The organism is Paraburkholderia sp. EG287B, assembly GCF_040965595.1.
Taxonomy (GTDB): Bacteria; Pseudomonadota; Gammaproteobacteria; order Burkholderiales; family Burkholderiaceae; genus Paraburkholderia.
Genome location: NZ_JBFRCG010000013.1, coordinates 61486 through 75229, shown reverse-complemented (window position 1 = coordinate 75229; position 13744 = coordinate 61486). Strand labels below are relative to the sequence as shown.

Below are 13744 nucleotides of genomic sequence, written 5' to 3'. Positions count from 1 at the left end.
GTATGCGGTTCTTGAGTGCGATGCCGCGCGGCTATGCCTGGCTCGAAGCCGGCGTTTCCATCACGCTCACCAGCAGCTTTCCTTCCGCGGTCCGCACAGGAAATGTCGTGAGCTTCAGCCCGCCCGCGCCCGGCATACAGCCGCTGCGCACGTCGAAGCGCAGTCCATGCGCCGGGCAGCGCACCACGCATCCTTCGAGCGGGCCGCTCGCGAGCGAGGCGCCGTTGTGAGGGCACGAATTGTCGACCGCGTGCAGCTGTCCTTCGATATTGAACAGGACGATGCTGCGGCCATCGACGAAAACCAGCTTGCGCTCGCCCGGCGCAAGTTCGTCGGCCATGCCGACCGGTACTTCACGTGTCATTCCTGTTTCCCCTCGATTTCCTTCAGCTCGCCTCAGTGCGCGACCGCCAGCGCCATCGCGCCAGCCATCGCCACCGGCGAATACACGCCCGAGAGCGAATAACCCGTGTTGAACACGAAATACGGCACGCCGTTCACCTGCGGTTCGGCATAAGGCACGCGCTGACCGGTCGGGTCCGCGAGGCGTTTCGACGCGGCGATGTGCGCCGCCAGGCTCTCGCGCTCGAGGCCGCATTCGATACCGAGACGCTCGAGCACCGCGTAATCGCCGATGTTCTGGCCTTCCATGAAATAGGCCTTGAGCACGCGGTCGATCAGTGCCGCACTCTGTTCGCGCGTGCCGCGGCTAACGGCAAACGTGACGAGGTCGTGCGCGGCCGCGGTGTTCGGCATCAGCTCGATGCGCTCGAATGCGAACTCGACACCCGCGTCGCGTCCCGCGCGCTGCACCTGCGCACGCCGTGCCGCCACCGCTTCGGCGCTGCCCAGACGGTCGCGATAGAACGCCTGATACGGCAGGCCGTCGAGCGGCGTCCACGGCAGCAGTTGATGCGAGCGCCACTGCACACGCACGCGCACATCGGGCCGCGAATTCGCGAAACGCGCGAGCGCTTCGTCCAGATTGCGCTTGCCGATCAGGCACCACGGGCAGATGAAGTCGAAGAAGGCTTCGATCGTCAGCACGGGCTGCTCGCCCGCGTCGCGACTCGCCTGCGTCGCCCACTTTTGATCAGACAAGTTCATGAATCAACATCTCCGCCATCGGCCATTCGCCGAAACCCGCTGCGGGATTCAGGTGGCCGACTTCGCCCAGGTCGACGAGGCTGCTGCCCCAGTCTTTCGCCATGGCCTCGACGCGCTCGAAGCGCGCGAGCGGATCGTTGCGGCTCGCGCCCACGATGCTCGGGAACGGCAGCGGCGTGCGCGGAATCGGGTTCCAGCCGTTCTCGGCGAGCGCATCGAATGCCGGGTAGCCCGGCGGCAGCGGCGTTTCGAGGTCGGCCGGCGCGGCGAGCAGCGCGCCGTGAATCTTGCGGCTGTGCTGCTGCGCCCAATGCACGGTGATCATCACGCCCGCGCTGTGCGCGACGAGAATGACGGGACCGTCGATCTTCGCGAGCGCCGCGTCGAGCGCGGCTACGCGCGCCGCGCAGCTGAGCTTGTCGTGCTCGAGCGGCGGCACCGAAGCGGCGTTGGGCAGCTTTTGCTGCAGCAGCGTTTGCCAGTGCTCCGCCACGTGGTCGCGCAACCCCGGGACCATCAGGATGGTCGGTGTGGTCTTCAGCGTCATTTGTAATGGTCTCCTGCGCGCTTCAATACGGCTTGTCGCCGACGATGCCGGCGCGTTCCATCTTGCGGTGGCACGGCGGGTAGTCCATCACCGCATAGTGCTGGGTGCTGCGGTTGTCCCAGATCGCGATGCTGTTCGGCTTCCAGCGCCAGCGTACCTGGTACTCCGGAATATAGGCCTGGCTCACGAGATAGCGCAGCAGGTCGCCCGCGCCCGGATTGGCGTCCTGCCCGAAGCGCACGCGTTCGGGCGTGTGATAGTTCGTGAAGTGCGTCGTGAATGCGCTCACGAACAGCACTTTCTCGCCGGTCTCCGGATGCGTGCGCACCACCGGGTGTTCCGCATCGGGAAACTGCGCCTTCAAGGCATGGCGCTTCTCGATCGGCATGGCCGCGCCGAAGCTCGCCTCGATGCTGTGGCGCGCATACAGGCCGGCAATCTGCGCCTTGACGTGTTCCGGCAGCTTCTCGTAGGCGAGCACCATGTTCGCCCACATCGTGTCGCCGCCCACGGGCGGGCACTCCACGCAGCGCAGCACCGCGCCGAACTGCGGCGCCTCGCGCCAGGTAGCGTCCGCGTGCCACGCGTTTTCGTAGCGGTCGTTGGGCTGCTCCGGGTTCTTGTAGATGCGCACGAGGCCCGGATGGTCAGGGTCGCTGCCCGCCACCGGATGATCCTCCAGCTCGCCGAAGCGGCGCGCGAACGCCACGTGTTCGGTGCGCGTGATGTTCTGGTCGCGCAGGAACAGGACGCGGTGCTTGAGCAGCGCCGCGCGAATCTCGGCAAAGAGCCCGTCGTCGTGAACGGCATCGGCGAGATTCACGCTGGTCAGTTCCGCACCGATGGCATAGGTCAGTTGTTCGACTTTCATGCTGCGCTCCTCAGATGACGAAGACCGACGACCCCGTCGTCTTGCGTGCTTCGAGGTCGCGATGCGCCTGCACCGCGTCTTCCAGCGCGTAACGCTGGTTCAGTTCGATCTTGATGCGGCCCGCCGCAACGTGCCCGAACAGCTCGCCGGCCAGCTCGTTCTTCTCCGCGGGATCGGCGATGTAGTCCGCCAGCGCCGGGCGCGTGAGATAGAGCGAGCCCTTCATCGCGAGGATCTGCGGATTGAACGGCGGAATCGGACCCGAAGCCGTGCCGACGCAAACCATCAGGCCGCGGCGCTTGAGCGAGTCGAGCGACGCCTCGAAGGTGTCCTTGCCCACGCTGTCGAACACCACATTCACGCCCACGCCGTCGGTCAGTTCGCGCACGCGCTTCGCGACATCTTCGCGACCGTAGTACACGATGTGATCGCAGCCATGCGCGCGCGCCACTTCGCCCTTCGCCTCGTTCGACACCGTGCCGATCACCGTGAGGCCCAGCAGCTTCGCCCACTGCGAGACGATCAGACCGACACCGCCTGCCGCCGCGTGCAACAGGATCGTGTCGCCGGCCTTGAAGTCGTGGATGCGGCGCATGAGGTACGACGAGGTGAGGCCTCGCATGGTCATGCCGGCCGCCGTTTCGCACGCGATCGCGTCGGGCAGCTTGATGAGCGGGGCCGCCGGAATCAGGCGTTCGGTGCTGTACGCGCCGAGCGTGTTGATGAAGCCGGTGTAGGTCACGCGGTCGCCCACCGCCACGTTGCTCACTTCGGGGCCCACGGCCTCGACCACTCCCGCGGCTTCCACGCCCATGCCGGCAGGCAGCGGCACGGGGTACAGGCCGGAGCGGAAGTAGGTATCCGCGAAATTCAGGCCGACTGCCTCATGGCGCAGGCGGACCTGTCCGGGGCCGGGATCGCCCACTTCGACGCTCTCGTAGCGCAAGACTTCGGGGCCGCCGGTTTCGTGGAAGCGCACTGCTTTCGCCATGTTCAATCTCCTATCCTTTACTCAAACGCATTGACTCGAACCCGGTCAAGCGGACTCAAACTGCCTGTTCAATTTCATCGTTGTGCGTGACCACCGGCTTCTTCGCGCAGTGCGTTCACACGATCCAGATCGACGGCGTAATTGCGCTTGCCGATCAGGAAAACCACTGCCGCCACGAGCGGCGCAAACGGTACGAGTTGCAGCGCGCCAAGCAGGCCGATATGGTCGGCGGCCATGCCCGTGAGCACCGCGGCGGGCGCGAGGCCGAGCAGGTTGTTCGCCAGCGTGAGCGTGGCGAACGCCGAGGCGTGGATCGAGGGCGGCGTGAGGTTCGCCACCATCGCGCCCGAGGGGCCCGCTGCGCCTGCGCAGAAGAACATGGCCGCGCCGATCAGAACCAGCTGCGCCGGACCCGCCGGCATGCGCAAGCCGACCGCGAGCAGCGCGAAGCAGATCAGGCAGTACGCGATGGCGATGCTCCATTTGCGCGCGCCGTTATCCTTGCTGAAGCGGTCCGCGAGGTTGCCGCACACCACCATGCCAATGCCCGTCACCAGCACGAACAGCGCGGCGGTCGCGGCCGCTTTGCCGGTCGCCATGCCGTAGTAGCGGTTCAAAAAGCTCGGCAGCCAGCTCCACACGGCCGCCGGCACGAGCAGATGCACGCCGCTGCCCACATACGCGCACACCACGGAGCGCGTGGAAAACAGGCCCTTGAGCAGCGCGCGCAGGCTCATGCGCATGCCGAGGCCATTCGCCTCGCGGCTCACGCTTGCCGGCTGCAGCGGGGCAATGCGCTTTTCCGTGACGACGATGCGATAGATCACGACCAGCACGATCCCCATGACCGCCATCGCGCCAAACGCCGCGCGCCAGCCAAGCTGCGCCGCCACCGCACCGCCCAGCGCCATGCCCAGCACCGAGCCGAACGCGCCGCCCGCCATGAACGCGCCCGTAATCGTGGAGCGCAGACGCACCGGGAAAATACTCAACACAACGGCAATCCCCACGCTGCCATAAGCCGCTTCGCCGATGCCGACGAACGCGCGTGCAAGCAGCATTTCGCCGTAGTTCGTCGAGAGCGCGCAGCCAAGCGTGGCGATGCTCCACAGCGCCGCCATCAGGACGATGCTCTTCACGCGGCCCCAGCGGTCGGCGAGCACCGACAGCGGAAACGTCAGCACGCCCACCATCAGCGCGACCACGCTGCTCAGCGAGCCGAGCTGCGTGTCAGAAAGATTCCATGTGGTCTTGAGCAGCGGGAACACGGCATTCAGGACCTGCCGCGACATGTAATCCGAAAGCAGCAGCCCGACCGTCAAGGCGAACACCACCCACGCATAAGCGGGCACGCTCGTTCCGGTCGTCGTCAATTCGCCCGCAGTGGGCTCGGCATGCGTTGTAAGCATGGGTTGTCTCCGTGCTAGCCCGCTCTTCGTCGGGTTCCGTTGTTCTCTCAGGTCGGCCGGCGGCCGCAAGGCAAGCGCCAGACATCCGTTTCGAGGCCCGCGCCCGCGGCGCCGGGCCTCACTTCGATTACGCCGCGCGCAGCGGCAGGTTCTTCACGCCGGCCACGCGGTTCGGCGCCATGCCGTTGGCCGCGAGCGTTTCGTCGACCGTCTCGTACTGCACGCCAATGCGGTAGATCTCGCGCGCTTCCTTGCCCGTGGCGATTTCGCGGCCCAGTTCGCGCGCCACGCGCACGCACTGCTCGATCTGCTGCACCGACGTGAAGCGCTTGCCGTGCTGGTCGATGATCGTATCTTCAATGCCGCAGCGCGGGTGCAGGCCCATGGACATCGCCATCATGTTGAACGGCAGCACATTCTTGAGCAGCGACTCGGCGGTGACGGTGCAGCCATCGGGCGCACGGTGCACGAAGTTGAAGAAGTTGAACGGGTTCGGGCCGTCGAAGCCGCCGCCGATGCCGATCCACGTGAGGTTCAGCGGACCCTTGTACGCGCCCTTGCGCACGAGGCGGTCGAGCGTTTCGAGCGCGTGGATGCCCGTGAGCTGGAAGTGCGGCTGGATGCCCGAAGCCTGCAGGCGGCGCAGATGCTCCTCCACCCATGCCGGGCCGGCCGGCACCGTCATTTCGCTGTACGCGGCCATGAGCGCCGGATGCGCCAGCGACGTGCCCTCCAGGTATTCCGGATAGAGCAGCTCCATGATGTTCATCTGCGTGGTGTTGATCGCCACGGTCACCTGGTCCGGCTTCGGTTCGAGATCGGCCAGCATGTGGCGCGTGTCGTCCGAAAGCCACTTGGCGGCCTGGCCATCGTCTTCCGGCGCGAACGAGATCGAGCCGCCCACCTGGATGATCATGTCCGGCACCGCGGCGCGCACGCCTGCGATCAGCTCGTTGAACTTCGACAGGCGCTTGGAGCCCTTGCCGTCGAGTTCGCGCACGTGCAGGTGCAGCACCGTTGCGCCCGCGTTGTAGCAGTCCACGGCCTTCTGGATCTGTTCTTCCATCGTCACCGGAATGTCTTCCGGGAAGTCTTCGGGCATCCATTCCGGGCCATACGGCGCGGTGGTAATCACAACCTTGTCCTGGTTCTCGGGGTGCAGCGAATCGTCGAGGAATTGCATCGTGTTCTCCAATATGGGTGACGGGATTTCAACGTTTGGCAACGTGGCCAGGAGCCTGAAATACCGCTCGGAACGTGGCTGAACCGTTGAGATGCACGATACGGCAATCCTGCGCTACACTTTTCTGATCGCACGCCATCGTTTTAGCTTTTCGCGCCACCAGGCGTTAACACCGAGATAAGCGCAAGCCCATGTTTGACGGGCTGAAGAAGCGCGACGAGGCTGCAGCAAGGAGGAGACACGACAATGGAAACGACGCTGAGCTCGGTCTCGCTGAGCGGCTATTTCGACGTGGCAAAGCGCGTGGGGCTGAACCCGGTCGAGCTTGCCCACGAGGCGGGCGTGGACGCCGCGGCGCTCGCAACCCCCGACCACCGCATTCCCGCCGCCGCCGCGTGCCGGTTGCTCGAGCGTTCGGCGGAAAAGGCCGCGTGCCCGACCTTCGCGCTGCAAATGGCCGAGACGCGCCACAAGTTCGGCACCGGCGTGGTCAACATTCTGCTCGCGCACAAGCGCACGCTGCGCGAGGTGCTGCTCGCCACGGCCGAATACCGGCACCTGCTCAACGAAGCGCTCGCGGTGTACGTCGAAGACGCGGGCGCAACCGTCACGATCCGCGAGGAACTGGTCGTCGATCCGGGCACGCCGACCTACCAGGCCATCGAACTCGCCGTGGGCGTGCTCGCGCGCCACTCCAGCGCGCTGCTGGGCGAGCACTGGAAACCGCGCGCGGTGCACTTCGTTCACCGGTCGCCGCCCAGCCTCACGTTTCACCGGCGTTTTTTCGGCTGTCCGCTGGAATTCGGCAGCGACTTCAACGGCATCGTCTGCACGGCCGCCGACCTCGACTACCCGAACCCCGCCGCCGACCCGGAACTGGTGCGCTACGCGGAGAGCCTCGCCGAATCGCTCAACGCGACGGGCGTCGATTCCACGGCGCTCGAAGTGCGCAAGGCGATCTACCTGCTGCTGCCGCTCGAGCAGGCCAGCGTCGAAGGCGTGGCCGCGCATCTGCGGCTGAGCGTGCGCACCATGCAGCGCCAGCTCGGGGTCGCCGATACGAGCTTCACGCGGCTCGTGGAGGAAGTGCGTGGCGAACTTGCCGTGCGCTACATGAGCAACCCGCGCTATCCCATTGGACGTGTGTCCGACCTGCTCGGCTACGCCCAGCAGGGCTCGTTCACGAACTGGTTCAGCGCGCGCTTCGGCATGACGCCGCGCGACTGGCGCAATAGCCATTTGAAGTGACGGGACGACGGCGCGCGTGCCCTGCGCGCTGGTCCCCTGGCCCCTCAGCCCGTATGCGGAAGCGGGTGCAGCTCAGTCGCGTCGGCATCGAACGTGGTCATGAGCCGCACCAGATCGGCAAGCGAGTTCGCCTTCATCTTCTCCATGACGCGCGCCCGGTGAATCTTGATCGTTTTTTCCGCCGCGCCCAGCTCGTCGGCCACGAGCTTGTTCGGCCGGCCCGTCACCACGAGCGCCATGACCTCGCGCTCGCGTGGCGTGAGCTTTTCCACCCGGCGCTGGATCTCCGCGCGCTGCTCGCGTTGTTCGAACAGATGGCAGGCGAGTTCGAGCGCGCGCGACGTGGCTTCGAACAGCACCTGCGCGTCGATCGGCTTCGTCAGGAAATCCGAAGCGCCCGCCTTCATCGCCCGCACCGCCGTATTCATGTCGCCGTGGCCCGAAACGAAGACGATCGGCACCCTGCCCTCGAGCTGCTGCTGCAATTCAATGCCGCTCAAGTCGGGCAACTGGAGATCGAGCAGCAGGCAGGCAGGCGCGCTCGCCAGATCCGCGCCGTGCAGGAAGGCGCTGGCGCTGCCGTAGGCCTCCACCGTGTAGCCGCCGGATCGCAGCAAGCGGCAGAGTGCGTTGCGAACGTGCTCGTCGTCGTCCACGACGAACACGATGGAAGCTGGCGAATTCATGGTGAAAAACGCGTAGTCGTCTGCACGCACGCGCCCTCCGCGGGAAGTTCGATATGGAACGTCAGGCCGCTATCGACGTTGCGCTCGGCCCAGAGCTGGCCGCCGTGCGCCATCACGATGGTGCGGCTGATCGAGAGGCCCAGACCCAGCCCTTGCGGCTTGGACGTCATGAACGGCTTGAACAGCGTGACGAGCCGGTCGGCGTCGACACCCGGCCCATGATCGCGGATGGCGAGGCGCACCTTGCCGCGATCCTCGCTCGTCGTGACGACGATGCCTACCCGGCGATCTTCGGCGCGGCAGTCGTGCACTGCATCGAGTGCATTCAGCAGCAAATTGACGAGCACCTGCTGCAGTTGAACCGCATCGCCATGCACTTGCGGCAGGCCGTCGTCGATGCGCGCGCCCACTGCCGCGCCACAGGTCTCCGTCTCGCGGCGCAGCAGGCGCACCACGTCGCGCACGAGGCTGCCCACATCGACCGGGCACAGCTCGGGCGGCTCGCAGCGCGCGGACTGGCGCATCTTGCGGATGATCGCGTGCGCACGCGTGCTGTCGGATACGACTTCGCCAAGCAGTTCCCGCAGGTCGCTCATGGCCGGCGGGCTCTGGGCGAGAAACCGTTGCGCGGCCTGCGCGTTGCTGAGAATGGCCGTGAGCGGCTGGTCGACTTCGTGCGCCAGCGCGGCGGCCATGTCGCCCACTTCGGACGCCCGTTCCCGACGCAGCCGGCGTGGCTCGCTGCTGGACTCCGCGAGCGTCGTGTCGTGACTTTCCGGTTCGATGACGACCACCATGCGCGCCGTGGGACCGGCCGCGAGCGACGCCGAAGCGCTCACATGCACGTCGATATCGGCGCCGTTCTTCGAGCGCGCGATGGCCACGCGCGTCACGCTATGCGGCAGCCCGTCCGCGGACTTCAGTGCGCCGAACGATACGGGGCGCGCGTCTCTACGCCAGGCCACGAGCACGTTTTCGATGCGCATGCCGGTCAACTCGCCCAGGGCGTAGCCGAGCACGCGGGTGGCCATGCCATTGGCCCATGCGACGCTGCCCGCTTCGTCGATCACGAGCGCCGCCGCGGGCACGACTTCGAGAACGCTATGCAGGCTTTGCGCAATGGCCTGCGTGGCCTGCGCCGTTGTGTGGCCGGTGTTGCGAGCGGCCAAAGCCTTCCCGTTCGGAAGCGTGCGTGGCTTGATCCTGTCGAGCCACGCCAGCAGGCTGGCCGCTGCGTGCTCGGCTCTCGATCTGTTCAGTTTTAGTTTTTCGTTCCCCATGTCTGCCCTGATCACGGTGTCCTCCGGCTACGCTGCCCTGCTGCGGCAGCCTGCGAAACGTTTCAAACGCTTCAGCGCCCAGGCGGGGCGGATTTGACGAGCACCAGAATTCCGGCCATTCGCGGGGCAGGCTGCGCCCCAATACTGACTACCGCCTACTTTTGATTTTCGAAGAACGCTCCGGCAGGTGCGGAAAATGAGTCAGTCATTGAAGAAAAGAACGGATGAGATCATGATTGCGGAACCGCGTCACTACGCTTTCACCGCGCGTTAATTATATGAAAGAAATTCCCGATGATTCGTTCCGTGCGCAATTGTTTTCGATAACTTTTCCCGCATACAACGCCTTTCAAGCGCCCCATGCTTGAATGCGCTTTCACCGGCCTATATACACTGACTATTAGCCGGAAATATTTGCGAACGTTTTATTTGATTTCTGTAAATGGCTCGCGCAATCACTTCCATTCAATATGGATAGTGATCATGCGGTTTGTATCCTGAATTATCTATGCTGTTTTTTATGAAATAGCCGCAGCCATTATTTCGATCTGGAAATGAATGCGCTAAATGGCCGTGCAGGATCCGTCACAGCTCGAACGCGTGACGGATCGTTGGGTGCCGTTGTCGATCAAGGCGCCGAAGCCGGGGCGCCTGCACTCGCCGCATGATGCTGCGTCGAATTTTGCTGCCCGTGCTGCTGGGACTGGTTCGAACGGGCCTTGTGCTCCGCTTTGCGCTGCACGTCCCGCATCTGCTTCGTACCCATCGTTCCCGCTTGCGCAAATACTTCAGACATGAAGGCGGGCGCACACAGCAGTAGCGCCATCGCACACAGCGCAAAACGCATCTTCATTTGGATCTCCGGGTAGCGGCGCTGCCAGCCTCGACGAGTGAATAGCATCATTGCGCCGCCATTGCGGTGTCAATAGGACTCTGGTCCGATTGCCAGCACAGAGTGGCTTACCGGACTATACCCGTGGGGCCCTCCGCCTCGCCACGCTCGAACAAGAATGCGCGCACGCGCTCGCCCCTTCACGTTGTCGCTATCCGTCCCGCAGTCCGGTTGAGCAAACGAATGGAAGGATCGGCCATGACCTCATGGATCAAACAACGCACGTACACGCTCTGCCTGCTCGTGCTCGCGTTGCTCGTGGCAGGCGCTCAGGCGGTGCGCGCGCAAGACGCGCCGCAGCCCGCCCCCTACAAACCCGAGGAGCTCGAGGCGCTGGTCGCGCCCATTGCGCTCTATCCCGATTCGGTGCTCGCGCAAGTCCTGATGGCATCGACCTACCCGCTCGAGATCGTGCACGCGGCGCGCTGGGTCAAGGAACACCCGAAGCTGAAGGGCGACGAAGCCGTGAAAGCCGTGCAGGACCAGCCGTGGGACACGAGCGTGAAATCGCTCGTTGCGTTCCCGCAGGCGCTCGAGCCCATGAACGACAAGCTCGACTGGACCCAGAAGCTCGGTGACGCCTTCCTCGCCCAGGAAAAGGATGTGCTCGCCGCGGTACAGCGCCTGCGTGCACGCGCGCAGGACTCGGGCAACCTGAAGAGCAACGAGCAGCAGAAGGTCGTGGTCGAACAGCCGCCCGCGCAAGGCGGCCAGACCAGCCAGACCATCGTGAAGATCGAGCCCGCCAACCCCGAGGTGATCTACGTGCCCGCGTACAACCCCACGGTCGTGTACGGCGCGTGGAGCTACCCGGCCTACCCGCCGTACGCCTGGCCGCCCTATCCCGCCTACTATCCCGGCGGCGCGCTGATGACCGGCTTCGCGTGGGGCGTCGGGCTCGCGGCCGCGGGCGCGATCTTCGGCAACTGCAACTGGGGCGGCGGCGACGTCAACATCAACGTGGACAAGGCGCGCAACGTCAATCGCAACTTCGACAGCACGAAGGTCCAGGGAGGCAAGTGGCAGCACGATTCGAGCCACCGCCAGGGCGTTGCCTACCGTGACAATGCCACGCGCGAGAAATTCGGCAACAACGTGGCGGGCGCCGACGGCCGCCGCGACTATCGCGGCCGCAACGGCCAGAACGGCCAGAACGGCGCCAGCGTGGCCGACCGCGGCAACCGCACGGGCGGCGGTGCAGGCGGCAAGGGCCTGGGCAATGGCGACCGCGGGAATCAGGGCAATCCCGGCAATCGCGGGGGCGCGGGCAATAACGCGAGTGTGGGCAACCGCGCGAACTTCGCCGACAACGGAGCGGGTGGCAATCGCGGGAATCCTGGCAATAACGGCGCCGGAGGTAACCGCGGGAATCTCGGCGATAACGGCGCCGGCGGCAATCGCGGGAACATCGCCGACAATGGAGCGGGCGGCAATCGCGGGAACATCGGTAATAACGGTGCCGGAGGCAATCGCGGCGGCATGGCTAACAATGCCGGCGGGAGCAATCGCGTGAGCACCGGGGCGGGCGGCGGGTTTGGCGGCGGCGGTGGCGGGAGCTACGGCGGCGGAGGCGGCCGCGATGGCGCCTTCCAGGGTGTGGGCGGCGGCGGCGCCACCCAGCGCGACGCGAGTCGCGGCCGCTCCAGCGTGCAGTCTTCGGGGTTCAATCGTCCGAGCGGCGGCGGCGGGATGCGCGGCGGTGGCGGCGGTCGTGGCGGCGGCAGACGCTAGGGAGAGCGGCCATGAACAGACATGAGTTTCTCCGTCCGGCTGCATCGGCTGCAGTCGCAGCGGCGATTGCCATTGCACTCCTCGCGTACGCGCCGCGGCCTTGCGCGGCCGCCGGACAAAACACCTTCGCTACGCCCGACGCAGCGATGGCCGCGTTCGGCGACGCCGTGGCCGGCAACGACGAAGCGGAACTGCGCACGCTCTTCGGCGCCGATTTCCGCCAGCTCATCCCGCCGGTCGGTGCGGAGATCCGCGACAAATTCCTGAGTGAATGGCAAACCTCGCACGCCATTCAGGATACCGATGCAAATCACGCGATGATCGCCGTTGGCGACGACGGCTGGACCTTTCCGGTCCCGCTCGTCAAAACCGCCCAGGGCTGGCACTTCGACACCCACGCTGGAGTCGAGGAAATGCGCGTGCGCCGCATTGGCCGCAACGAACTTGCCGTGATGCAGACGATGCTCGCGGTCTACGACGCGCAGCGCGAATATGCGCAAACCTATCACGACGGCAGCAACATGCTGGTCTACGCCAGCAAGCTCGCGAGTTCGCCGGGCAAGCAGGACGGGCTGTACTGGCCGACCGGCCCCGACGCCACACCGAGCCCGCTAGGCGTCGCATTCCTCAAGGCCGGCGCGCGCAACGCCGAAAACGCCGGTTACTACGGCTACCACTACAAGCTGCTGACCTCGCAGGGTCCGCACGCGCCCGGCGGCGCGTATAACTACATGGTCGACAACAAGCTGTTCGGCGGCTTCGGCGTCGTTGCGTGGCCGGTGCGGTACGGCGACACGGGTATCAAGACATTCATGGTGAGCCACGACGGCCAGGTCTACGAGCGCGATCTCGGCCCGGATGGCGCGGCGAAGGCCGAAGCGATGACGTCGTTCGATCCGGGTCTGGGCTGGTCGAAGGCTTCGCCGTGACACGCAACACCGCCACAGCGCCACTGCGTGTCAGGGCGCGTGGGCGGGTTCGGGGGCAGGCGTTCGCGCCGGTGCGTCTTCGCCGAGCATGTAGAGCAGTAGCGCATCGCGGTCGGGTGCGCTCATCGCAGCCGTCGAGCGCATGAGCACCGCGCTCGCCCAGCAGATATCGGCCATCGTGGCGCCCGGCCCGCCGTTCGTGACGCGCTCGAGACGCGCCACGGATTGCGGATCGCCAGCAAGCGCGGCGTTGACCGCGTCGTCCAGATGCCGCAGCGCCCGCTCGTACGCCACGGGCGCGGGCAGCGTGACCGGCGCGGCGAGCACGGAACGGACCACCACGCGATAAAGCAACGAGAAATATTCGGCCGTGTCGGCATCGCTCATGCTGCCGATCGAAATGCCCTGAGCAATGTCCTGCACGCTCGCCATGCCCTGGCAATTGCCGCGCGCCGCGCGGCCCATGTATTTCGCGAGCAGCGTGAAGTACGCGAGCCGGTCCTGCGGCGTCAGGCGCGCAATGCCGCCGCGGATCAGGCGCTCGCGCGCCGCGTCGTCGCGCAGCCGCGCCTCGAGGCCCGCCACGCCGCCGGGCAACGCCACCGCTACGGCCGGGTCCGCACGCAGCCGGTAGAACCAGGCTTCGACGATGCGCGCCTTGATTGTCTCCTGCTCCACGCCGGCCTCGCGCAACGCCACCGCGCTCTGCGCGGACGTCGGCTCGGCGGGCGCGACCACGTAATCGAGCACCGCGAAGAGTCCCGCTGGCGTGTCCTCGTTGCGCGGCACGCTGCCCGACGCATCGTGGCCGGCCAGCGCCAGCGCCGCGGTCAGTGCGAGCCACGCACAATGCAACGTCTTCATGAGATC

14 protein-coding genes are annotated in these 13744 nt (G+C 65.9%); 3 read left to right on the top strand and 11 right to left on the bottom strand.

Features of this window, described 5'->3' with window-relative positions:
* Positions 1-31: 31 nt before the first annotated feature.
* The 7 genes from AB4Y40_RS24175 to AB4Y40_RS24145 all read right to left on the bottom strand — a co-directional run bounded on the left by AB4Y40_RS24175 (position 32) and on the right by AB4Y40_RS24145 (position 6108).
* On the bottom strand, positions 32-364 hold the full coding sequence (locus tag AB4Y40_RS24175; RefSeq protein ID WP_368689945.1) for a Rieske (2Fe-2S) protein: 333 nt from the start codon (positions 362-364) through the stop codon (positions 32-34).
* 32 nt (positions 365-396) lie between these two features.
* Positions 397-1107 (bottom strand): DsbA family oxidoreductase, encoded by a 711-nt coding sequence (locus AB4Y40_RS24170; RefSeq protein WP_368689944.1) that lies wholly within the window; start codon positions 1105-1107, stop codon positions 397-399.
* Positions 1094-1654, bottom strand: a complete 561-nt coding sequence (locus AB4Y40_RS24165; protein ID WP_368689943.1) for an RBBP9/YdeN family alpha/beta hydrolase — start codon at positions 1652-1654, stop codon at positions 1094-1096. Before AB4Y40_RS24165 ends, AB4Y40_RS24170 begins: the two co-directional genes overlap by 14 nt.
* Before the next feature lie 22 nt (positions 1655-1676).
* Positions 1677-2525 (bottom strand): TauD/TfdA dioxygenase family protein, encoded by an 849-nt coding sequence (locus tag AB4Y40_RS24160; RefSeq protein WP_368689942.1) that lies wholly within the window; start codon positions 2523-2525, stop codon positions 1677-1679.
* Positions 2526-2535: 10 nt separating this feature from the next.
* The gene (locus AB4Y40_RS24155; protein ID WP_368689941.1) at positions 2536-3516 is read right to left on the bottom strand and encodes a quinone oxidoreductase; all 981 of its coding nucleotides are present in this window, start codon (positions 3514-3516) and stop codon (positions 2536-2538) included.
* Positions 3517-3590: 74 nt separating this feature from the next.
* Positions 3591-4925, bottom strand: coding sequence for an MFS transporter (locus AB4Y40_RS24150; RefSeq protein ID WP_368689940.1), 1335 nt, complete (start codon positions 4923-4925; stop codon positions 3591-3593).
* Positions 4926-5052: 127 nt separating this feature from the next.
* The gene (locus AB4Y40_RS24145; RefSeq protein WP_324140444.1) at positions 5053-6108 is read right to left on the bottom strand and encodes a 3-keto-5-aminohexanoate cleavage protein; all 1056 of its coding nucleotides are present in this window, start codon (positions 6106-6108) and stop codon (positions 5053-5055) included.
* Between the two features lie 246 nt (positions 6109-6354).
* On the opposite strand from AB4Y40_RS24145, the gene AB4Y40_RS24140 reads away from it, so the two are divergent.
* Positions 6355-7356 (top strand): AraC family transcriptional regulator, encoded by a 1002-nt coding sequence (locus AB4Y40_RS24140; protein WP_368689939.1) that lies wholly within the window; start codon positions 6355-6357, stop codon positions 7354-7356.
* 44 nt (positions 7357-7400) lie between these two features.
* Here the strand turns inward: AB4Y40_RS24140 and AB4Y40_RS24135 are convergent, their stop codons facing one another.
* The 3 genes from AB4Y40_RS24135 to AB4Y40_RS24125 all read right to left on the bottom strand — a co-directional run bounded on the left by AB4Y40_RS24135 (position 7401) and on the right by AB4Y40_RS24125 (position 10175).
* The gene (locus tag AB4Y40_RS24135) at positions 7401-8042 is read right to left on the bottom strand and encodes a response regulator transcription factor (protein WP_368689938.1); all 642 of its coding nucleotides are present in this window, start codon (positions 8040-8042) and stop codon (positions 7401-7403) included.
* Entirely contained in the window at positions 8039-9211 is a 1173-nt protein-coding gene (locus AB4Y40_RS24130; protein ID WP_368689937.1) for a nitrogen regulation protein NR(II), read from the bottom strand. Before AB4Y40_RS24130 ends, AB4Y40_RS24135 begins: the two co-directional genes overlap by 4 nt.
* A gap of 739 nt (positions 9212-9950) precedes the next feature.
* On the bottom strand, positions 9951-10175 hold the full coding sequence (locus AB4Y40_RS24125; RefSeq protein ID WP_368689936.1) for a hypothetical protein: 225 nt from the start codon (positions 10173-10175) through the stop codon (positions 9951-9953).
* Between the two features lie 237 nt (positions 10176-10412).
* Between AB4Y40_RS24125 and AB4Y40_RS24120 the strand changes: the two genes are divergently transcribed.
* Together AB4Y40_RS24120 and AB4Y40_RS24115 are read left to right on the top strand one after the other, a co-directional pair.
* Positions 10413-11945 (top strand): DUF3300 domain-containing protein, encoded by a 1533-nt coding sequence (locus AB4Y40_RS24120; protein ID WP_368689935.1) that lies wholly within the window; start codon positions 10413-10415, stop codon positions 11943-11945.
* 11 nt (positions 11946-11956) lie between these two features.
* Positions 11957-12874, top strand: coding sequence for a DUF2950 domain-containing protein (locus tag AB4Y40_RS24115; protein WP_368689934.1), 918 nt, complete (start codon positions 11957-11959; stop codon positions 12872-12874).
* 30 nt (positions 12875-12904) lie between these two features.
* Here AB4Y40_RS24115 and AB4Y40_RS24110 read toward each other — a convergent pair whose 3' ends face one another.
* The gene (locus tag AB4Y40_RS24110) at positions 12905-13738 is read right to left on the bottom strand and encodes a hypothetical protein (RefSeq protein WP_368689933.1); all 834 of its coding nucleotides are present in this window, start codon (positions 13736-13738) and stop codon (positions 12905-12907) included.
* Between the last annotated feature and the right edge of the window lie 6 nt (positions 13739-13744).